Source organism: Granulicella mallensis (assembly GCF_014203225.1).
GTDB classification, from domain to species: Bacteria; Acidobacteriota; Terriglobia; order Terriglobales; family Acidobacteriaceae; genus Granulicella; species Granulicella mallensis_A.
The window spans coordinates 45273-64179 of record NZ_JACHIO010000004.1 but is presented as its reverse complement, the minus strand read 5'-3'; the positions used below and the strand labels follow the sequence as shown (position 1 = coordinate 64179).

Sequence of the window (18907 nt, the reverse complement as noted above, 5' to 3'; positions counted from 1 at the left end):
AACGCTTATTGTTGTTAAAGCGACATCGATCGTTGTCGTTTGCGGAGGCCCCAACACCATGACCCAGCAGAAAAGGTTCGACTACAAAGGGAAGTTCACTCTCGTCACGGGAGCTTCGAAGGGGCTGGGCAAAGCCTATGCGGAAGAACTCGCTGCCAGGGGCTCGCATCTGGTCCTTGTGGCGCGGACGAAAGCTGCGTTGGAATCGCTTGCCGTGACGCTGCGGCGCGACCACAAGGTGCGCGTTGAGGTGATAGAAGCAGACCTGGGAGACGTGTCTGCGCCGGAGGCCATCGTGGAAAATCTTGAGCGGATGGGCATTGAGCTCGACTTGCTGCTGAACAATGCTGCTGTCGGCTATAGCGGAAAGTTTTTCAGCAGACCTCTTGAGGAGGAGGTGACTCCAGTTGTTGTGAACGTGCAAAGTCTCGTGGCACTCACGCACATTTTGGGGAAGAAGATGATGGAGCGTGGAAGCGGCGGCATCATCAATGTCGGCTCAAACGGGGCGTTCCAGCCTGTTCCTTACAATGCGACCTATACCGCGACGAAGGCGTTCGTTCTTCTGTTCAGCGAGGCCGTGGCGGAGGAGATCAAGGGTTCCGGCGTGCGCATGATGGTAGCGAACCCTGGACCGACGGCGACGGAGTTTTTTGCGCAGAGTCCTACGACGGTCAAGCTGGAAAAAATGGATACGTCGCAAAGCGTGGCGTGCCGCACGCTGGATGATTTTGTGCGGGGAAAGATCGTATCGTATCCGGGCCGCTTGAGCACTCGTGTGGGAACCTGGATCAGTCGAATCCTTCCACGCGGATTAACGGCCGCAATCGCCGCGCATATATCCAAAAGTATGGGATTCGACCGTTAGCGTGGTTGGGGCAGCTTTTTTCGCCACGGCAAAAGAAGGCAATTCAATCGTTGCGCCCTGCGGGCTTCACTCTGGCCTTCGGCAGAGCGGAAAGAGTTTTTGAATGATGCTTTGGCGGCATGGCTGAAGCCATGCCCTTCCGGTCCTTGCTACAACGGAGTGATTGCACGCTACAGTCATCTAGTGATTTGCTCATGGTGCGACGCGCCAGGGCGATGTCGTCTTCCACGACGACAACTCTTTGCTGGCCCAGGCTGTGGACTTGTCGGTGTGGCAAGACGTGCAGGGGTTCGGCATCTTGTACTTGTCGGTCATGGCCGGCGTGATAAAGCGGAAGGTGTGAGAGCTAACGAACGAGCCGGGGACACCTTGTGTCTCGATCCTGGGCATGTGGCACGCCACACACTGGCTACCGGGACTGCCATCCTTGTGATGAGTATGTTCTTCGAGCGTCGCGGTGTAGGGGCCATTCGGAGAGGTTGGACCATGGCAGTCGAGGCAGAGTTTGTCCGCGGGTTTGCGTAGTTGCGCATCGTTATCCGTCCCGTGAACATCGTGACAGGAGGCGCAGGTCACACCGTGGCGGTACATGACGCTCTGGACAAAATCGTTGCCCTGCATCCGGTTCTTGTGAGCCGTGCCATCAGCGAAGTGCAGAAAATCGGTTTGTCCGAGCGTTCCGTCTTCGAGCTTCCAGAAGTCCGCAAGATGGAGACCCACGCGGTAGCCCACGGGCCAATCGTAGGCTTTGCCTTCGATGAGTCCGTTGCGGGGCTGTCCCTGGGAGTGGCACTGAATGCAGGTGTCGTTGGAGGCTACGGCATCCATCCCGGATGGATTCAGGATGTTGGTGCGTGTCGGGTGCGCGGCATGTTCGCTGCCGGGGCCATGACAGCGCTCGCAGCCGACATTCCATTCTGTGACCTGTTTGGTGTGGATGTCATAGTTGACCGAGTGGCATCCGTCGCAGGTGGGCCCGGTGGGACGCTGCATGTTGTCCGATGGATAGAACGCGGTCCACCAGTCAGCGCCAGTGTCCGGGACGTGGTATTTCATCCACTTCTTATTGCCGATGTCCCATTGTGCCGGAAGCGGGTAGTAGTCGTCACCGATCTTAGTGAAGTAGCGCTGCTTCCATTTGCTGCCATAAACGAAGGCTACCTGATCGACAGTGAACCTGGCGATGTCGTTGGTGTTGAGATCGGGAATAATCGCATCCGGATGCGTCTTCGGGTCGCGCACCACGTTGGCCATCGGGGTCTTCTTCCAGCGCTCGTAGATGGCTGCGTGGCACTTCTGACAAGACTCGGAGCCTACATAGTGCGCCGAACCTGAGGCCTGTTGCCGCACTGCTGCTTCCTGGGTCGCATCCGAACGGAGGCCGGCGACGAGGAGATCCTGATTTGCGCCAATGGGCGTGGTTCCTCTTTCATCTACACCATGACTGGAGGCATCGTGCATCAGAAAGGCGTCGCGGCCCTGCGGCAACGGAATAGGGGCGGCGGCAACGGTATTGACGTGGCGATGTTCCACGTGCGGAATCGCAGAGTCGCGCACTGAGCTCGCTACCGTTGCTGTCCCGAATGCGTTTGGGGTGGAGGAAGCCCGGAAGCCATGCCATTCGATGACCGCTGCGCTGAGGGCACCTGCCGCGAGGCAGGATACACAGGCACTCACCACTACTTTCGTAATCTTCATAGGACAACCTCGAATGCTGATGCCTTGCCAATCTCACGCGATGGACGCATACAAGCCTTCCATCAACTCCATGCCGCGCTGCAAGAGTTCTGGGTCAGCTATGCCACATTTTGCCCAACCCTGCAGGATGCGGCTGCAAACAAAAGGCCCGGGGCTGAAGCCCAATTCTTGCCTAGCTCTAATTCCGTAGCCTAAAGGCTACGGCTCTTCCGCCCCGCGACGCTAAGCGTCACGGTTTACGCTTCGCGTTATGGGGTAATTGCTCTAGCTGGTGCCGGACTACTCGATCTGTGAGTGACGACCCCAGTCGAAGCGTCTGCCGAGGATGCCCTTCACGATAAGGTGGTCTGTCCCTGCGGTGGGTCCAACTCCTACTCCGATATTGATCTCCCACTTGGGCGAAGTATTCAGGTCAGTGACAACGAAGATTTGCTGTTGCTGGTTATGCAAGGAGTCGAACGCTCCGAGACGTCCATAGTCGGCGTAGTATTCGACGCCGCCGCTCACCACGCGTGTGAAGTCATAGCTGACCTTTACGCCCGGAGAAAAGCCCAGCCCTTGTTTTACATCGGGACCGTGGAAGGTGCGTTCCAGTGCCGGATTGACCGCGAAATACCACCGGCCCACGGTCTTATCGATGATGGGCCTTATCTCCCACGTCCAGGTGTCCGGAGAGTAGACGGCACGCTGGTAGCCGATCTCGGTAGAGAGACTGAGACCTACCGGAAGATGCCAGCTATCGGGTGCGCGGACGCGTGGGCGTATGTGATCCCCCACCCACTGCACCCCGTGACCATTCTGCTCGCTGGTAAAGACATAGAAGCCGATCTCCGACCAACTCGTAATGCCTTCGGTGAGTTCGAGCGTCTCATGCTCCTGGTGATTGGTCGGAATGACGCCATCGATGTCGTTCTTCTGACCTTCCGGGGTGAAGTTGGAGTGCAACTCCGTCATCAATGTCTTCGGTGCGACGGTGTCCGCGCCGTAAACCTGGATCTCATAGTTTCCTTGTGCCACGGCGGGTCGTACGCACAAGAGGACCGCGATTGCGAGGACCGTGTTGACGGCCAGCCTGATCGTTGAGTTACGCATAGTCGAACACCATCATGAATCCCCGGTCCATGTGATCCTGCTGGTGACAGTGAAAGAGTGTTTTGCCCGGATTGTCGGCCATAAACTCTACCTCGACGGTTCCGCCGGCATGCACCAGCACCACATCTTTGCGCACACCGGCGATCTCGGGGCTATTCTCGATGCGGCGAATCTCAAACGTGTGCCGGTGTAGATGAACGGGATGGTCATCCATGCTCTTGTTCTTCATGACCAGACGGTATCGCTGTCCGGTCTGCAGATGAGGGGCGTTGGCAGGTGTGGAGTTTTGGGGATAGCTCAGACCGTTGATCAGCCATAGCTCTTCGTTCCCGTGCCCCTGAAACCTGGAGTTAAATGTCAGCTCGATTGTCTTTGCGTCTGGATGTTGTGCGGCATCGCCTGCCGTTGCGAACTGGCGATAGTTCCACACAAGATCCTCCGGCTGCGTCCACACCGGCTTGCCGGTAGAGTTGGCGTATTCGATGACTACACCCATTCCGCTGGCTTGAACATGTTTGCGGACTTCACCCAGAACCCATACGCCGGGATTGTTCATCTCGACGAGGGCAGAGACGCGCTCCGCGGGGGCGAGCCGAAGCATGGAAACTGTCTGAGCCTGGGCTACCGGATTTCCATCGAGCGCCATCACCTTGAAGCTATGCCCCGAGAACGAAATCCAGTGAACCTCGGTCGGGCTGCTGTTGAGGATGTGCATCATGACGCGCTCGCCTTGTTTGACCTTGATGGGGTCTCCCGAGCCGAGCATCTTGCCGTTGATCGTTGCCACGTCGTAGACCGGGTTCATATAGCCGTCGTCGCTGCTCAGGAATTGCCCGTTCCAGTCATGGAGTCCAAGGAAGACCTCCCGATCGTACGCAGCAGGGTTGTCACGCGGTTCGATCAGCAGGAAGCCGTGCAGCCCGCCGTACTGCGCCCTGGTGAGATCCTTCCCCGCGAACGTATGCGTGTGATACCAGCGAAAGCCTGCGGGCCTGGGGGTCATGGTGTAGCGCGTCGACGCACCAGGCGCGATCATCGGCGTGCCTTCTTCCATGGCTCCATCGATATCCGGCGGCAGGTAGAGGCCGTGCCAGTGAACCACCTCCGAATCTTTCGTCAGGTTCCGAATCTCAACAGATTGCGGTTCTCCCTCACGCATCCGAAACAATGGTCCAGGAATCTGGCCGTTGTAAGCTACGGTCCGGATGTGATGCTTCGGCGAAGCTTCCAGGGTGTACGGTGCAATCTCGAGCGTCACGTCCGCCGCCGATGCCGCACGGGCCGCGCCGGACAGAGCGAGTGATCCAACCGCCATTCCAGAGAGTTGAGTGAAACGTCTGCGTGTCAGTGCAGGGGCGGACACGGAATTGCGCATAGTTCTTTGTAGCTCCGATACAGTTTCATGAAAAGCGAGTGCAGTTAGTTAGAAACCTGGCCAACGAGATTGAGATCCATCGCAACGTCATTGTCAGCTTTCCAGATCAGGAAGCTTGGGTTCTTGAGACCCCACTGAACATAGGGAATGACGAATTGTGCCCTCGCCGTTGTCTTCGATCCGTCTCTATGAAGCTGCATCGGAATCGTCAGGTCGTGAGGATTACCGAGCAGGGTGAACACTCCGCTCACCTGAATGGTCGAGTCACCAGAGGGTGCGATTGTTCCGGTGTAGGTTTTGGGAGCAAAGGAGACAGTTGTGTACTGCTCCACCTTGAGAATGTCCTTATTCATCTTCTTGTCGCGGCTGTCGTTCCCGGTCTTGCCGCTGTCGGCCAGAACGGTCACCGTGCCCGACATCTTAGGATTGCTGCGGTCAAACTCGATCGATCCCGATTGGATGTGAAAGGTGCCGTTGACAACTTCGTGGGTTGTTTTGAGCGTCATCCTGACCTCGCTGGCATCGGGATTGACGACGAAGGTCTGATGCTGGGCGAGTGCGGCTGGAGCGAGGATGACAGCAAGGGTTAAAGCTGCGAAGGATTTCATTGCATCTCTCCTGAATACGTTGAAGACTGAGAGTTTTTTGGACATGGCGGGGTTTCAGCCGGCGACGGCTTGAGGAGTAACAGCCGTGTGCTGGGCGACGCGTGTCAGCCTTGCCGTTACGCGCATCACGCCCGGCCAGACCCTGAGGCAAAACGGCAGTACAGCGCGCGCGAGTGGGTTGTTCAAGCCATCGGCGGCGAACTCGGCAAGGCGCATCTGGGCCAGCAGTGCGGAACGCAGATTAGCCTGGAAGAGCGGCGCCGGCTCTGCCGCAAGATAGGCAGCGGCGGCACAGCGGGCAGTATGCAGCGCGATGGATATGCCGTCACCGGTAAACGAGGGGATGACGGCTGCCTGATCCCCGATGCAGTAGAGTCCATCCTCCGTTGTGCGGCGAACGTAACCATACGGGATATGGGTGATAGCGATCGGTTTGGCGAGTAACGGCTCCGCACCGGCAAGCCTCATCGCGAGATGTGGACAATCCTGCTGCATCTTCGCGAGGAAGTTCTCCCAGCGATGGCCCACGCGTGCAAGATGCTTCTGTTGCACCACGCAGCAGAGGTTTGCTACGCCGCCTTCTACCGGCTGGATACCCCCGTAGCCTCCGGGATAGAGCATCAGTTCGGAGGCGTCCGCCAGCTCCGCGGCCTGCGCGGGAGCCAGACGAAAGTACATCTTGAAGGCGACCCACTGCTCCGGGTCCTTCGGGCGCGTGTGGCCGCGGAGATCGTGCTTGCCCGTGGAGAGAAAGACCGTCGGGGCTTCACGGGTCGTGCCGTCATCGAGCGTAGCCTGCCAGACATTGGCTGTCGTACGGTTGAGCGCCTGCACACTGCGACCGAGCTCTACGTGGACTCCAGCCGCGATGGCCTCGGCGATGAGCGCTGTATCGAGCGCCTTGCGCGTGAGCGAGGCTGCGGGGAAAGGTAATGGAGCCTCCGCGGCGCGCCTGGCTGCGGCGAGGCGAACGTAGTCGATAGGCACCGCCCCAAGCGATGCCACGTCGATGCCGAGCGCATGCAGGTCCTCAAGGGCCTCGCCGCTTAGAAACTCCCCGCAGACCTTATGGCGCGAAGTGGGCTCGCGTTCAATCAGCGTGACGCCTCGTCCCTTGCGGGCGAGTGCGATCGCAGCAGCACAGCCTGCTACTCCACCACCGAGGATCAGAACTTCGTCGGGCAAAGCATTGCTCCTAATTCACTGGATGTTCAATCGCTTTTTAGCGGGATCCATCTTTCTAGTAGACGTCCAAAAAGCAGGTTGAAATGTCATTCTGTACAAATCGTCATTTTGGACCCGGTAAGGATGCCCTGAGAATCTGATGGCCGCCTGGACGACGATCAGGCACGGCGGGTGGTGAGCTCGTGCCAGTTGAGGCCGAGTTCGACGATAAGCAGGGAGGCGAGGGTGAAAGCGATGACTCCGACCGCGGCAAAGCTGTCGCCGAGATGGCTCCAGTAGCGGGGCCAGAGGTTGAGCACGCGGCTGGAGACGAAGGTAAAGGTAACGGCATACGAGCGTGCCATCCATTGGCGGTGCGCGGCGATTTGGCGGTTGCGCGCCGTGACGAAAGCGGCGGTGGTGCAGACCATCCAGGCGGCAGCCTGCATGGAGGTTCCGGGAAGCCCAGGGCGGCCGGCTGCGAGAGCGATCCCCGTGTAGGAACCGATAAAGACGGACACGACGTAGATACGGCCGAGGACACGATGGATCTTGAGGTGGCGCTGACGAAATCTTGATGAGAACTGTAAGGGGCCGATGAGGAGAGCCAGCACGCCGGAGAGCGTATGCGGGATGAGGAGATGGCGGTCGGCGATGACCTGCAGACGGTAGGCGTGGTACATCGGATAGTCGGTGATGAGGAGCAGCTCCGAGGTAATGAAGACAAAGAGCACGGTGAGACCAAGCGCGACCCAGAGAATCGTCTTGAATCTGGAGCCGGCGGAGCTGGGTGCTAGCAGTGTGGGAGTTGGCATCGTTCGCCTCTCAGAGGGTTAGACGTGAATGAGTTGAGCAGAAAATATCGAAAGAGTGCGAAATTACTGCGTTACCACTTTCCAGGTACTGAGTTTTTAGCGACAGCGAGAGCCGTTCACCGCCATTGACATCGGCCCGCGCCGGCCACGCCGCAGCAGCAGCCCCAGTTGGCCCGTTGCCAACCACCAAAACCGACTTCACTTCCACCGCCCAACACACAACCGTCCCGGCCTCCAATGCTCGATCGTCACTGCCGCCTGCGGGATTTCAGCCAGCGCCAGCAACCGCACCCAGTCCTCTTCCTGGAAAGCCCGCTGAAAGGACACCGGCCCATCATGCCGTACAAATCGGTGCCATCCCATCACCCCTGCCACGCACTCAAACGCTCGGCACGCCCACTCCGACCGCTCCAAATCGTTGATAAACCAACCTACCTGCGCAGTAGTTTCCATCCACCGCAGCAGCGCGATGATCTCGTCATCCTCCAGATGATGCGCCATCAGCGAGCTCACGACGATATCCATCGGCTTCTTCGGTCGATACTCCAGAGCGTCCTGAGTAGCCCATACGATTCCGAGCTCCTTCGGCGTCGACTCCATTGCCGCACGTGCCGCATAAGGATTCAAGTCGATCCCCGTTAAGTGCACAGCAATGCCACGCCTCCGAGCCCAGCCTGCAATCTGTCGCAATAGATCGCCACCGCCGCTGCCCACATCGACGATATGCACTTGCTCCTGCAGCTCACGCGGCAACCGCTCCAGCCAAGCCAGGGTTGGCCGATATCCCAGCAGCCAGCGGTTGACTTGCTCCAGGCTGCGCAGACAGTCGCGAAAATCCTCATAGCTGCACTTGCCATCCATCAGCTCCGGCAACTCGCGCGGAGAGACCCGGCGACTGAAATCAAACTCGGCACTAGACCGCATGGAAGCGCATCGTCTCTGCTGTGAGGCCCGGTCCAAACGCCATCGCACACCCGTGCTGCCCCGGCAGCGCCTGCTGCATGATCTGCTGCAGCACAAACATCACCGTCGCCGAAGACATGTTGCCGAAGCATGACAACACCTCGCGCGACGCCGCGAGCGTATCGGCCGGCAGCTCCAGTCCCATCTCTACCGCATCCAGGATCGAGCGCCCGCCGGGATGCACAGCCCACAGGTCGATGCCATCGCGCTCGGCCATCAGCTCGCTCTCATGTAGAGCACGGCCCAGCTCGCCCGGCACCTGTCCTGAGAGCAGCATGTCGAACCCGAGATCGCGGATCTTCCACGTAATCAGCTCCCTCGTCCCGGGCACCATCAGCGCCTTGAAGCTGTCCAGTGCAAAGCCCTGCTCGTGCGCGGTAATCAGGCTCGCCGCCGCGCCATCGGCAAAGACCAGGAAGGAGAGCACCTGCTCCAGTTCCTGCGTCTCCTGGAAGTGCAGCGTGCACAGCTCCAGGTTGAGCATCAGAACACCCGCCTTCGGATCTGAGCGCACAATGTGCCGCGCCAGCTTCAGCGCATTGATCGCGGCATAGCACCCCATGAATCCAACCATCGTGCGCTCCACGCCCGCCGAAAGCCCGAGGTGGTCGACGATCTCAAAGTCCAGCCCCGGCGCATAGAGCCCCGTGCAGCAGGTCACCAGCACATGCGTAATACCGGAGCGTTCCTTCTCATTGAGCGCAAGGTTGTCCACGGCTTTTCTCATCAGCACCGGAGCGCTCTTCTCAAACAGCTCCATACGCCGCGCCGTGCTGGGAAAGTTACCTAGCCGATAAAACTCGTTCGCGTCATTCAGCGAACCTTTCTGCGGGTCGAGGAATGAGTAGCGACGCGCGATGTCAGCTCGGCCTGCCATGCGGCGGAAGACCGAACGCAGACGCGGCTCGACAAGCATCTTCTCTGCGAAGACGACGAAGGCGTCATGCACATCGTGCTCTGGTACGGCAGTGGCGATGCGGTTCAGGTATGCCGTAGTCATGTGCAATGGGCCCTCAGCCTGGAATACAGGGAGTAAATGTCGCGTATGTGTCTTAGAGAAGCTGGACCACGAAGAGACGACAATCCGGCGACAGTCGACTACTTGAGAGAACAGGCTCCGTATGCTCAATACAACGGCTACTCTTTAAGACGAGACCGTTGCTCTCTTGATAGCACTTTGCAGGAAGCGAATAGCATGACGATTTGTTCATGGAGGATGCAACGGGCAGCATGATGGGTTGGAAGTATGCGCTGGAGATCGGCCCTGCTCACCCCTGCTGAGAGAGACGCAGATGACACAATCGTCATCTTGCAGCGTCCTGGAGGACGCAACTCGTGAACCAAAATGTCTTACCATGATCTATGCGACTTCTGCTGGTCGAGGATGAACCCGAGATTCAGAGCTTCGTTAAGCAGTCCTTGATGGAGGCGGGATACGAAGTGCATACGGCGGAAGACGGAAGCGCCGCAACCGAGTTAGCGTCCAAACACGTCTACCACGGTCTTATTGTCGACTTAGGACTTCCGGATCAGGATGGTATCGAACTTATCCTGCAATTACGCAGATCCGGCGTCACCAGTCCCGTACTGATCCTTTCGGCGCGGCGGTCGGTAGACGACCGGGTGAAAGGCCTGGAACTCGGTGGCGATGATTACCTCACGAAACCGTTCGCCATTGCAGAATTGCTCGCTCGGATGCGGAACCTCCTGCGACGCAATTCCTCACAGGCTGAAGATGCGATGCGCCTCCGGGTCTGTGACCTGGAGTTGGACATGCTTAAACGCAGGGCCACCCGAGGCGATGAAGTTCTAAACCTGAGTCCGCAGGAGTTTGTGCTTCTTGAGTACCTCTGTCGGCATGCCGGCCGAGTTGTAACCCGTTCCATGCTTCTGAAGGAGGTCTGGGGAATGCGGATTCAACCAGACACGAACGTGGTCGATGTTCACATTTACAGGCTGCGAGGCAAGATCGATACGGCCGGCCGTGAGCCGTTGATCAAGACGCTGCGAGGTATCGGATATGTCCTCAAAGGCACCTAATCCAATTATGCGCAGTGCCGCCTGGCGCATCTCGCTCTGGGCTACACTCGCGTTCGCAATTGGAACCATGCTGGTATTCGCGATGCTCCATCGGTTTGTAGCGAACGATATCCAGCGGCGCAGCGATGCCTGGTTATCCGGCGAAGTGGAGGTCCTTGGTGATGTGGCGCAAAGAACACCGAAAGACCGTCTTTACAGCCGCGTGGTCGGCGAGGTCGCGGAGTTAGCGAGCCGGGAAGTCCCGGATCATCAACGTTCCAGCGGCAACGAAAATGACGCTGTTTTCTTCCTCCAGGCGGGAGACGACGGACCAGCCAAACTTTGGGTTGGTTCAGGAGACGGTTCTGCCAATCTCACAGCGATTAGGTCTACGAAGGTCCTGGCAGACGTTCCTTACGATGTTCAGGTGAAGGGATTCAACGTTCCCTTTCGAGTAGCCGCGGTACGAATTGCGGATGGCAGCCACATCTATCTCGGACTCTCGGAGAGAGATGAACTGCGAGTGCTGCGAAGCTTGAGGGTTCGCTTTCTTACACTCTGGCTGGCTATTGTGCTGCTAGGCTTCGTGATCGTCTTCTACGCAACGCGGAGGATGCTGGGCCACGTCCGTGAGATTACGGAAGCGGCGTCGCGCATCGGACAATCGGATCTGAGCAGTCGCGTCCCCAACGCCAGAGGAAACGACGAAGTCAGCCATTTAGCTCGCACGCTGAATCATATGCTCGACAGGATTGAGAACACCGTTCATCAGTTGCACACGATTACGGATTCGCTCGCGCATGACCTGAGGAGCCCTCTTACTGCGATTCGAGGCAAGTTGGAGACGGCCTTGTCCGACGAGGTGAGAGTCGACCCTATTGTTTCGGCGATCGACGAGCTGGACCGGCTCACTGATTTTCTCAACACTTCGCTTGACGTGGCTGAGGCGAAAGCCGATGCGCTCAGACTGTCACGTACCGAGATCGACCTGGATGAGCTGGTAAGAGGGATGCTTGACCTTTACGAGCCCTGCATGAATGACAAGGGGCTCGAAATTCAGATTCGTAGTGCGGGTTCCATCAAGGTGCTTGCCGATGCAGCACTTCTTCATCGCGTCATTGCTAATCTACTCGACAACGAACTCAAACACCTGCCCGCATCCTGCACCGTTTCTCTGTTGCTCCAGGCCGACGAAGATATGGCGATGTTGACCGTAGAGGATGATGGCCCCGGGTTTGACGCCGACGTGCGCCGCCATCTCTTCGAGCGAAGGGTCAGAGGGCGAGAGTCACGCGGACATGGACTCGGTCTTGCTTTCGTCGAGGCTGTCGTCCGCGTTCATGGAGGCAGCGTTACGGCGGCCAATCGTGACGAAGGGGGCGCTCGACTCTCCATCACGCTCCCATCATGGAAGGCCGCCCCGAAGGCAGGATCCCACAGCCTTGCTCTGGCAAAGGGGTAGTTTTATGACTCAGCGATCAAAGTCCTGCTTCTTCAGAGAAGGTCGACAATGGGTGGAAATGTCAGTAACAAGCTCAGGCCCAGCAGGACCAAAGCAACAGTAATAACACGCGCCGCAGCAACGGTCTTTTTGCCCCAACGCCACTCCAGAACTCCCCAGGCGAAGAGCCAGATCAGGATTGCTGTCGTGGTTACACCGGAGAGAGGTCCCGTCGGTTTATAGAAGACGAGGCTGCTTTTCACCGCGACCGATTTGTCGCCGGCGAAAGCCAGGACTGCCAGAGCAAAGGAACCAATACCCGCCGCAAGAATAGCTGCTGCGCCGGAGCCATTTGGAAGGATGTAAGTTCTGGTCATTTTCCCTCTCCGCGGCCCAGTTGGAGGGTATGTCCGCCCTGGACCGGTGCGTACTTGTTGATCATCGCCCCAAAGAAGCCGGCGATGCCGGCTGCGACAAACGAAACCAGGGTGAAGGAAAGTACCGCGCCGCGCAGTTGTCGATGGTGCCTGAGGTCGCGACCATACCTGATGACGACGAACGCTGCCATCGTGATCGAAATGGGAGCGAACCAGGCAACATGCTCCTTCCACTCCATCCCGAGTGAATGCCAACCGATGGTGCCGGGGCTCGACATCAGCAGACGTTGCGGAAACATGGAAAGATCGGCCGTCTGCGGCGGTGCTGCTGCGCGGTACCAGGGGTAAATCACATACGCTCCCGTCAGCACCGCAGCCCATGCGAGCAGCACCATGGCGAGCATGTATCCCTTGAGAAAACGCTCCTGACCCGGCGTGGGCTCAGCAGGATCCGTGGAGGTCGTGAAGCGGTAGAGCTCCACGAGTGCACCGGAGCATGCCAGCAGATAGAGCGCCCCGAACCCCATGCCGTGGATCAGCGTCCAGACACTCCGCATCGTGATTTCCATTGATTCTCCTTGTGAAAGTTTGAGCGTCGCTCACCGGTTCTCATGCTGCTGCGAAGACACCATCGCGTCGCTGGAGGTTTTCTTGTCTGCCTCTTTGTCTTTGCCCCAGGTTTTATAGAGGCCAAGATAGCCATAGTTCTCTGTCTGCCCTGCGATGGAGTGGCCATACGCGAAGAGCAGTTGGAGTCCGGGAGATTTGAAGTGGTAGTAGCCACCTGCGTCAATCATGGTCGAAGATTGCGTCTGGGCCGCTGCAAATCCTTCTCGCGCGTGGGAAAAGACCTCGGCAGATAGTTCCAGCTTCTTGTTGATCTCGCGCTTAACGAGGTATCCGCCGTAAAGATAGTTGCGATATTGGGTCTGCGGTACGACCGCGTAGCCCAGCCCGCCGCAGAGACTCCAGGGCCCGAATTCCTTCTCAACCCAGATAGGCAGCTTGTACCAGACCTTGCCGACGCCGAGACCTTTGGCATAGCTTCCCGTCGGAATCTCGAACATGGTGAACGACCCAATCTGCGGGCGGTGTTTCGTTTGCTTGATGAAGCCGTACTTCACGCCCAGCTCCATATCCGTCAGCCCATAGGCGCTGGAGCCTGCTCCACCTGGAAGATAGACAGGGTTATTGGACGGCCTGACTGCGCCAAAGGGGAGAATGGCGTGAAGCTGAATGTTGGGAATGGCGCCCCAGTTGAACTCAAACGCCGGCCCGGTCGGATCGATCTCTGCCGGAGTGCCATCCACGGTTCCGAAGATATAAGCCTCATAGTGCCCGAGATCCACCGGCGTTGGGTCGTCGGTCTGGAACGGAGGTCCCGCCTGCGCCACCATTTTTGAAGCTGCCGATAGAAGGACGAGGAGAATCGCCAGCCTTGCGCAATGGATGCTGAGACTCATAGAGATTCCTGCCTTCCAGCGAAACGCTTGCTCACTCTTTGAAGCGAATGGCCGACTCGAACAGCATATATCGAAATTCGATAGCAAGAGGTCTGGTATCGAGTTACAGCGGTATATTTACCTTGTGTTGAAACAACAGCGGGAACTCTTCTTCGGACTCATACGGATTCATGTGCTTGTGCATGCCTCCCATGAGCCAATCTTTGGATTGGCCATGATGGAGGAGCTGAAGCATCATGGATATCGCATTGGTCCTGGAACTCTCTATCCGCTCCTGCATGGCCTGGAGCGGGGCGGCTTGCTGAAGTCTGCACTCAGGAATGTTGGTGGACGCAAGAGGCGGGTTTATAAGATCACCGCAGTCGGCAGGAGAGCCTTAGACAAGGCCAGAGAAAAGGTGGATGAGCTTCATCAGGAACTTCATGAGGACCCTCCGCGGAAGATCTCGCCTCCCGGCGATATCTCTACCGTCAGTCGATGATTCGGAAGACGCAATCCATTTTGAAAAAATGTTATAGGTCTTAACCCTCATGAATAGAGGCAGAGATAAAGTGGCTGATGAGGGGTGGACCACATCCATGGCAACACTGCATAAGGTCGAAAGCCTGCACGCAAACCCAGTCCGAAGCTGGAAGAGAGTAGACGGCATCGATTGTCTCCGGGCCCTCGCGATCTTTTATGTGCTGATGAATCACGTCAACATGCGGCTGCTCTTTGCGCATGTGCCCTATACCAAGGGGCTGCCACACCAACTGACCTCTTCGCTCGTCTGGCAAGGTCAACAGGGAGTGCAGATCTTTTTTGCGGTCTCCGGGTTTTTGATTACGTCCACGACGATCAGGCGATGGGGAACTCTCTCGAAGGTTCGGCTGCGGGACTTCTATCTCATCCGCTTTGCCCGTATCGCTCCCTTGCTGCTTACTCTTCTGGCAGTGCTGAGCCTGCTGCATGTGCTCCACGTGAATCACTTTGTCGTCTCCGCGGAGACGGGTGGGTTGGGGCGCGCGCTGCTGGCGGCGCTTACGTTTCACGTTGGGTGGCTGGAGGCGACGAAAGGCTACCTGCCGGGGAACTGGGATATTCTCTGGTCGCTTTCGGTGGAGGAGATGTTCTACCTCTTCTTCCCGCTGGCCTGTCGTCTCCTGGGACGTGGCAAAGGTCTGGTGTTGCTTCTGGTTACGTTTGTAGTGCTTGGCCCGTTTGGGAGAACGGTTCTTACACATGGCAATGAGGTCTGGCAGGAGTACTCCTATCTCGGGGGCATGGATGCCATTGCGCTGGGCTGCCTGACGGCGCTCGTGGTCTCCGGCCGGTCCTTTCCTCGTCGGGTTCTTTGGACACTTTTCGGGCTTGGTTCGGCCTTGTTGGTGTTCTGTCTTGGATTTTCCATTCAAGTCTGGCGCCTCGGGCTCACAAGGTGCGGTCTGGACATGACCCTGGTTGCGGTGGGGGCCTGCCTGCTGATTGCCGTAGCCGCACAGACGGGATGGCGGGCGGCTGGGATCTTTAGTCCGCTACTCGCTTACGGCAGACGCAGCTATGAGATCTATCTCATCCATATGTTCCTTGTCTTCGCCTGTTTCGATCTGTATTGGAAGGCTGGGAAGCCTTTGCGTTTTGTGCCGATTCTTTTCCTGGTCGTGATTGTTTTGGCAGGGGTGCTGGGGGAACTGGTCGCCAGGTTCTATTCGGAGCCGGCAAATCGCTGGCTGAGGGCCCGTTTTGGGGATAGTCCAAGGGCACTTGGGTCGGTGCTGCAAGCGGATTAGGGCTGAAGTCACGATTGATATTCCCATGGCGTTTGTCTTTATCTCGCCACAAAGACGTCATCCTGAGCGAAGCGTCCCGGCTTTTTGGGACGCGGAGTCGAAGGACCCCGAAGGTTGACCTCTTGCCCATACCCCTAGGACCTTTTCTACTTGGAGCGCTCGAGCCTGGACGTTCGTGCTGGAAAAGGTCCAAACAGCATCGGCGAGATCAAGTTCCTCGGGGTCCTTCGACTGCGCCCCTCGCAAAAGCGCGAGGCGCTTCGCTCAGGATGACGATTCTGTGAGGGGACGGAACAAGAACATAGGGGCATATCCAGCTTGGTTTTGCTCTCAGAGCCCTGTGGGGTATCCTCGAAAATCGAAGCACCTAAATGGCAGAACACAGTTACACCTCCCGACGCGAACTCGACCAGTACGCCTTCCACCCCGCAGTCACGCTGCTAGTGCCGGTGGTGTGCATCCTTCTACAGGTGGTGTTGCCCAAGACGTTTCCCCGGCTCGCCATCCTCGACCTGCCGCTGATTGCGGTGATCTTCTTCTCCGTTGCGCGGCGCAGCCAGATCGCCGGAACGGTGACCGGAACCCTGATTGGACTGTTTCAGGATGGGCTGACGAACCATCCTTTTGGGGTAAATGGCATTGCGAAGGGGATTATCGGCTATATCGCGGCGAGCATCGGGTTCGCGGTCGATGTCGAGAACCTGGTCAACCGGATTGTGCTGAACTTCTGCTTCAGCCTGTTGCAGAGCGGACTCCTGTATCTCATCGCACGGTGGCTGCTGGGCGATGCGACGGTCCGGCTGCTGCCGGTGCATGAGCTGATTCGTGCGGTTTCGAATACGGCCGTGGCGATTCCCCTGTTCTATATGCTCGACCGGTTTCGGGTGCGGGAGTAGGGCGGATTTTGGGGCGATCTATCGTGCTGGTACCGATGGGTCGCCCCTACAGGGCTCTAGCTTCACGGGGCTTGTAACCCAGGGTTGCGGCGACACGGCGAGCAAAGAACGCTCGCCAGCCGCCTCCACCCTGGGCTGGGATATATCGCCCCTTTGGGGCTTGGAGTGGTGCTGGTTCTACCTCTCTGTTCTCCATCGGCACCTCTCCGTCCACGCCTCTCCATCCACACCTCTCCGTCCACGTCCTCTCCGTCCACGTCCCCTTCATCTGAATCTTCTTGCGGTTGGTCCGCCTGTAGGCCTTTCCCGGCCGAAGATTCAAATGCGATTGCCCCGCTATCTGACGGTAGAATTCGGCAGTAGAATTCACTGTGGGGACCCAGGACAATGGAAATCGACAGCATCGAGCGCAATGAGAAGCTCTCTCCCGTCAAGCTGCACATGACGCAGTATCTGGTTGCGGTGGTGTTGGTGATTCTGGGGGTAGGGCTCTGGCGCCTGCAGGTGCTGGGGGCCACAGGCTGGCGCGTTCTGGCCGAACAGAATCGCATTCGCAAGGTCCCGGTGCTTGCGCCGCGAGGGAAGATTCTGGATCGCGAAGGCCGCATCATCGTCGACAATTATCCGTCGGTGACCTGCTACCTGTTGCGGGAGCAGCAGAAGAACCTCGATGCCGATCTCCCGGAGATTGCGAGCGGGCTGCACATGACGGTCGATCAGATCCAGGCCATCATCAAGCACTTTCAACTGGCCGCAAAATATCAGCCCATTCCGCTGAAGCAGGACATCACGCCGGACGAGCAGGCGTTCGTCGAGGCGCATCGCAATGAGCTGCCGGAGCTTGAAACACTCGACGAGCAGCGCCGCCTGTATCCGCGCGACGGCTTTGCGGCGCACCTTATCGGCTACGTCGGTGAGGTCAGCGAGAACGATCTGAACCAGTCGCGCTATGCGGCGTATGCTCCCGGCGATGTTGTGGGCAAGTCGGGTGTCGAAGAGACCTACGACGAGATTCTGCGCGGTGTCGACGGCTCTCGCGACATGGTCGTGAACTCGCACGGCAAAGAGGTTGGCCTGATGGGCCAGGAGCTCGCGCAGCCCGGCCAGGACCTGCGGCTGACGATTGACCTCGATATCCAGATGGCGGCGGAGAAGGCGCTCGAAGGCAAGATCGGAGCCATCGTGGCGATGGATCCGCATACCGGCGAAATCCTCGCGATGGTATCGCGCCCGACCTTCGATCCCAACCAGTTTTCGGTGCGGCTGACCAAGGCTTACTGGCAGTCCATCATGGAAAATCCCGATCATCCGATGATGAACAAGACGATCCAGGCGCAGCTTGCGCCGGGTTCGACCTTCAAGGTCATCATGACGCTCGCGGGTCTCCAGGAAAATGTCGCGCAGGATATGCACGTCCAATGCAACGGTGGGGCAACCTTCTACGGCCACTTCTTTGCCTGTGACCGGCATCACGGGGGGGTCGACATTCACAATGCGCTCCCATACTCCTGCGATACGTTCTATTACACGCTGGCCAACAAGCTGGGTATCGACACGATCGCGCGCTATGCCACCTCGGTCGGCATTGGTTCGAAGACCGGGGTCGATCTGCCTGACGAGGCTGCGGGTGTGATGCCGAGCGAGCAGTGGAAGCTGAAGACGCAGCACGACAAGTGGTATGCGGGTGAGACGATCTCGGTGGGGATCGGGCAGGGCGCCATCGAGGCTACGCCCCTGCAACTGGCGCGTGCGCTTGGCGGCATTGCCTCGGGCGGTGCGCTGCAACGGCCGCATGTGGTCTTTCCTGCTGAGTTGACGAAGGATCAGTTGTCAGCGGTGCAGAGCACCTATCCCGGATCGGGGGAGAAGACAATTCCTCTCACTCCCGATAACTGGCAGATTATTACGGACGATATGGCTGGTGTGACCGGTCCTATCGGCACAGCTGCCGCGGCGCATCTCGAGGGCGTCGACTTTGCGGGCAAGACCGGTACCGCGCAGGTGATGAGCCACACTGCCCTGGCTATGAGCGGCAGAGGTCATAATACCGAGCCCAATGCATGGTTTGTCGGGATAGCGCCGCGCCGCAATCCTGACATTGTGGTCGCCGTGCTGTGGGAGCATGGGGTCTGGGGCAACAACTCCGCCAAGCTGGCTGCTCAAGTGGTCACTGCCTTTGTCAACAAGCAACGGGCGAAGGCTGGGAATCTCCAGAAGGTGGCGGAAAAGCCTGCGGAGACGCCTGCGGGAGCGGGCGGAACGGCACCGGCGGCACCGGCGGGGCAGTAGAAGGCTCTCCACGGAGATGACGGTTCGGTGGGGATTCCATGTGGAGTTGAAAGTGTGATTTATCGAGGCG

The 18907-nt window shown here is 58.3% G+C and carries 18 protein-coding genes; 7 read left to right on the top strand and 11 right to left on the bottom strand.

Annotated features, from left to right (window positions below; translation table 11 throughout):
• Positions 1-58: 58 nt before the first annotated feature.
• The gene (locus HDF15_RS05235; protein WP_184253451.1) at positions 59-868 is read left to right on the top strand and encodes an SDR family oxidoreductase; all 810 of its coding nucleotides are present in this window, start codon (positions 59-61) and stop codon (positions 866-868) included.
• Positions 869-1060: 192 nt separating this feature from the next.
• Here HDF15_RS05235 and HDF15_RS05230 read toward each other — a convergent pair whose 3' ends face one another.
• The 8 genes from HDF15_RS05230 to HDF15_RS05195 all read right to left on the bottom strand — a co-directional run bounded on the left by HDF15_RS05230 (position 1061) and on the right by HDF15_RS05195 (position 9583).
• Positions 1061-2566: a cytochrome c3 family protein gene (locus HDF15_RS05230; protein ID WP_184253449.1), complete on the bottom strand. Its 1506-nt coding sequence runs from the start codon at positions 2564-2566 to the stop codon at positions 1061-1063.
• 279 nt (positions 2567-2845) lie between these two features.
• On the bottom strand, positions 2846-3658 hold the full coding sequence (locus HDF15_RS05225; RefSeq protein WP_184253447.1) for a hypothetical protein: 813 nt from the start codon (positions 3656-3658) through the stop codon (positions 2846-2848).
• Positions 3651-5033, bottom strand: a complete 1383-nt coding sequence (locus HDF15_RS05220) for a multicopper oxidase family protein (RefSeq protein ID WP_184253445.1) — start codon at positions 5031-5033, stop codon at positions 3651-3653. The genes HDF15_RS05225 and HDF15_RS05220 overlap by 8 nt, the downstream gene beginning before the upstream one ends.
• Before the next feature lie 44 nt (positions 5034-5077).
• The gene (locus HDF15_RS05215) at positions 5078-5641 is read right to left on the bottom strand and encodes a YceI family protein (RefSeq protein WP_184253442.1); all 564 of its coding nucleotides are present in this window, start codon (positions 5639-5641) and stop codon (positions 5078-5080) included.
• 54 nt (positions 5642-5695) lie between these two features.
• Positions 5696-6826: an NAD(P)/FAD-dependent oxidoreductase gene (locus HDF15_RS05210; protein ID WP_184253440.1), complete on the bottom strand. Its 1131-nt coding sequence runs from the start codon at positions 6824-6826 to the stop codon at positions 5696-5698.
• A 158-nt stretch (positions 6827-6984) separates the two neighbouring features.
• Positions 6985-7620 carry a DUF2306 domain-containing protein gene (locus HDF15_RS05205; protein WP_184253438.1) on the bottom strand — a complete coding sequence of 212 codons (636 nt, stop codon included), beginning with the start codon at positions 7618-7620 and terminating at the stop codon, positions 6985-6987.
• A 198-nt stretch (positions 7621-7818) separates the two neighbouring features.
• Positions 7819-8544, bottom strand: coding sequence for a methyltransferase domain-containing protein (locus HDF15_RS05200; RefSeq protein WP_184253436.1), 726 nt, complete (start codon positions 8542-8544; stop codon positions 7819-7821).
• Complete coding sequence (locus HDF15_RS05195) at positions 8534-9583, bottom strand: type III polyketide synthase (RefSeq protein WP_184253434.1); 1050 nt, start codon at positions 9581-9583, stop codon at positions 8534-8536. Before HDF15_RS05195 ends, HDF15_RS05200 begins: the two co-directional genes overlap by 11 nt.
• Before the next feature lie 362 nt (positions 9584-9945).
• Between HDF15_RS05195 and HDF15_RS05190 the strand changes: the two genes are divergently transcribed.
• Positions 9946-10623 carry a response regulator transcription factor gene (locus tag HDF15_RS05190; protein ID WP_184253432.1) on the top strand — a complete coding sequence of 226 codons (678 nt, stop codon included), beginning with the start codon at positions 9946-9948 and terminating at the stop codon, positions 10621-10623.
• Positions 10604-12064 carry an ATP-binding protein gene (locus tag HDF15_RS05185; RefSeq protein WP_184253430.1) on the top strand — a complete coding sequence of 487 codons (1461 nt, stop codon included), beginning with the start codon at positions 10604-10606 and terminating at the stop codon, positions 12062-12064. Before HDF15_RS05190 ends, HDF15_RS05185 begins: the two co-directional genes overlap by 20 nt.
• Before the next feature lie 32 nt (positions 12065-12096).
• On the opposite strand, the gene HDF15_RS05180 is transcribed toward HDF15_RS05185, so the two are convergent.
• Genes HDF15_RS05180 through HDF15_RS05170 form a run of 3 tightly spaced genes read right to left on the bottom strand, consistent with a single transcriptional unit; the run spans position 12097 to position 13883 of the window.
• Positions 12097-12420 (bottom strand): hypothetical protein, encoded by a 324-nt coding sequence (locus tag HDF15_RS05180; protein WP_184253428.1) that lies wholly within the window; start codon positions 12418-12420, stop codon positions 12097-12099.
• The gene (locus tag HDF15_RS05175) at positions 12417-12989 is read right to left on the bottom strand and encodes a hypothetical protein (protein ID WP_184253426.1); all 573 of its coding nucleotides are present in this window, start codon (positions 12987-12989) and stop codon (positions 12417-12419) included. Before HDF15_RS05175 ends, HDF15_RS05180 begins: the two co-directional genes overlap by 4 nt.
• Before the next feature lie 30 nt (positions 12990-13019).
• Positions 13020-13883 (bottom strand): transporter, encoded by an 864-nt coding sequence (locus tag HDF15_RS05170; protein WP_184253424.1) that lies wholly within the window; start codon positions 13881-13883, stop codon positions 13020-13022.
• 124 nt (positions 13884-14007) lie between these two features.
• On the opposite strand from HDF15_RS05170, the gene HDF15_RS05165 reads away from it, so the two are divergent.
• From HDF15_RS05165 to mrdA, 4 genes are all read left to right on the top strand, one after another.
• On the top strand, positions 14008-14364 hold the full coding sequence (locus HDF15_RS05165; protein ID WP_184253422.1) for a PadR family transcriptional regulator: 357 nt from the start codon (positions 14008-14010) through the stop codon (positions 14362-14364).
• A gap of 97 nt (positions 14365-14461) precedes the next feature.
• Positions 14462-15652: an acyltransferase gene (locus HDF15_RS05160; protein ID WP_221314288.1), complete on the top strand. Its 1191-nt coding sequence runs from the start codon at positions 14462-14464 to the stop codon at positions 15650-15652.
• A 371-nt stretch (positions 15653-16023) separates the two neighbouring features.
• Positions 16024-16548 (top strand): rod shape-determining protein MreD, encoded by a 525-nt coding sequence (gene mreD, locus HDF15_RS05155; protein ID WP_184253420.1) that lies wholly within the window; start codon positions 16024-16026, stop codon positions 16546-16548.
• A 387-nt stretch (positions 16549-16935) separates the two neighbouring features.
• Positions 16936-18837, top strand: a complete 1902-nt coding sequence (gene mrdA / locus HDF15_RS05150; protein ID WP_184253418.1) for a penicillin-binding protein 2 — start codon at positions 16936-16938, stop codon at positions 18835-18837.
• The last annotated feature ends 70 nt before the right edge of the window (positions 18838-18907 follow it).

Coding starts and splice junctions, on each gene's coding strand:
- HDF15_RS05235 (WP_184253451.1), top strand. CDS start 59: ATGACCCAGCAGAAAAGGTTCGACTACAAAGGGAAGTTCACTCTCGTC.
- HDF15_RS05205 (WP_184253438.1), bottom strand. CDS start 7,620: ATGCCAACTCCCACACTGCTAGCACCCAGCTCCGCCGGCTCCAGATTC.
- HDF15_RS05200 (WP_184253436.1), bottom strand. CDS start 8,544: ATGCGGTCTAGTGCCGAGTTTGATTTCAGTCGCCGGGTCTCTCCGCGC.
- HDF15_RS05160 (WP_221314288.1), top strand. CDS start 14,462: ATGGCAACACTGCATAAGGTCGAAAGCCTGCACGCAAACCCAGTCCGA.
- HDF15_RS05230 (WP_184253449.1), bottom strand. CDS start 2,566: ATGAAGATTACGAAAGTAGTGGTGAGTGCCTGTGTATCCTGCCTCGCG.
- HDF15_RS05190 (WP_184253432.1), top strand. CDS start 9,946: ATGCGACTTCTGCTGGTCGAGGATGAACCCGAGATTCAGAGCTTCGTT.
- mreD (WP_184253420.1), top strand. CDS start 16,024: ATGGCAGAACACAGTTACACCTCCCGACGCGAACTCGACCAGTACGCC.
- mrdA (WP_184253418.1), top strand. CDS start 16,936: ATGGAAATCGACAGCATCGAGCGCAATGAGAAGCTCTCTCCCGTCAAG.
- HDF15_RS05225 (WP_184253447.1), bottom strand. CDS start 3,658: ATGCGTAACTCAACGATCAGGCTGGCCGTCAACACGGTCCTCGCAATC.
- HDF15_RS05180 (WP_184253428.1), bottom strand. CDS start 12,420: ATGACCAGAACTTACATCCTTCCAAATGGCTCCGGCGCAGCAGCTATT.
- HDF15_RS05215 (WP_184253442.1), bottom strand. CDS start 5,641: ATGAAATCCTTCGCAGCTTTAACCCTTGCTGTCATCCTCGCTCCAGCC.
- HDF15_RS05170 (WP_184253424.1), bottom strand. CDS start 13,883: ATGAGTCTCAGCATCCATTGCGCAAGGCTGGCGATTCTCCTCGTCCTT.
- HDF15_RS05195 (WP_184253434.1), bottom strand. CDS start 9,583: ATGACTACGGCATACCTGAACCGCATCGCCACTGCCGTACCAGAGCAC.
- HDF15_RS05175 (WP_184253426.1), bottom strand. CDS start 12,989: ATGGAAATCACGATGCGGAGTGTCTGGACGCTGATCCACGGCATGGGG.
- HDF15_RS05185 (WP_184253430.1), top strand. CDS start 10,604: ATGTCCTCAAAGGCACCTAATCCAATTATGCGCAGTGCCGCCTGGCGC.
- HDF15_RS05220 (WP_184253445.1), bottom strand. CDS start 5,033: ATGCGCAATTCCGTGTCCGCCCCTGCACTGACACGCAGACGTTTCACT.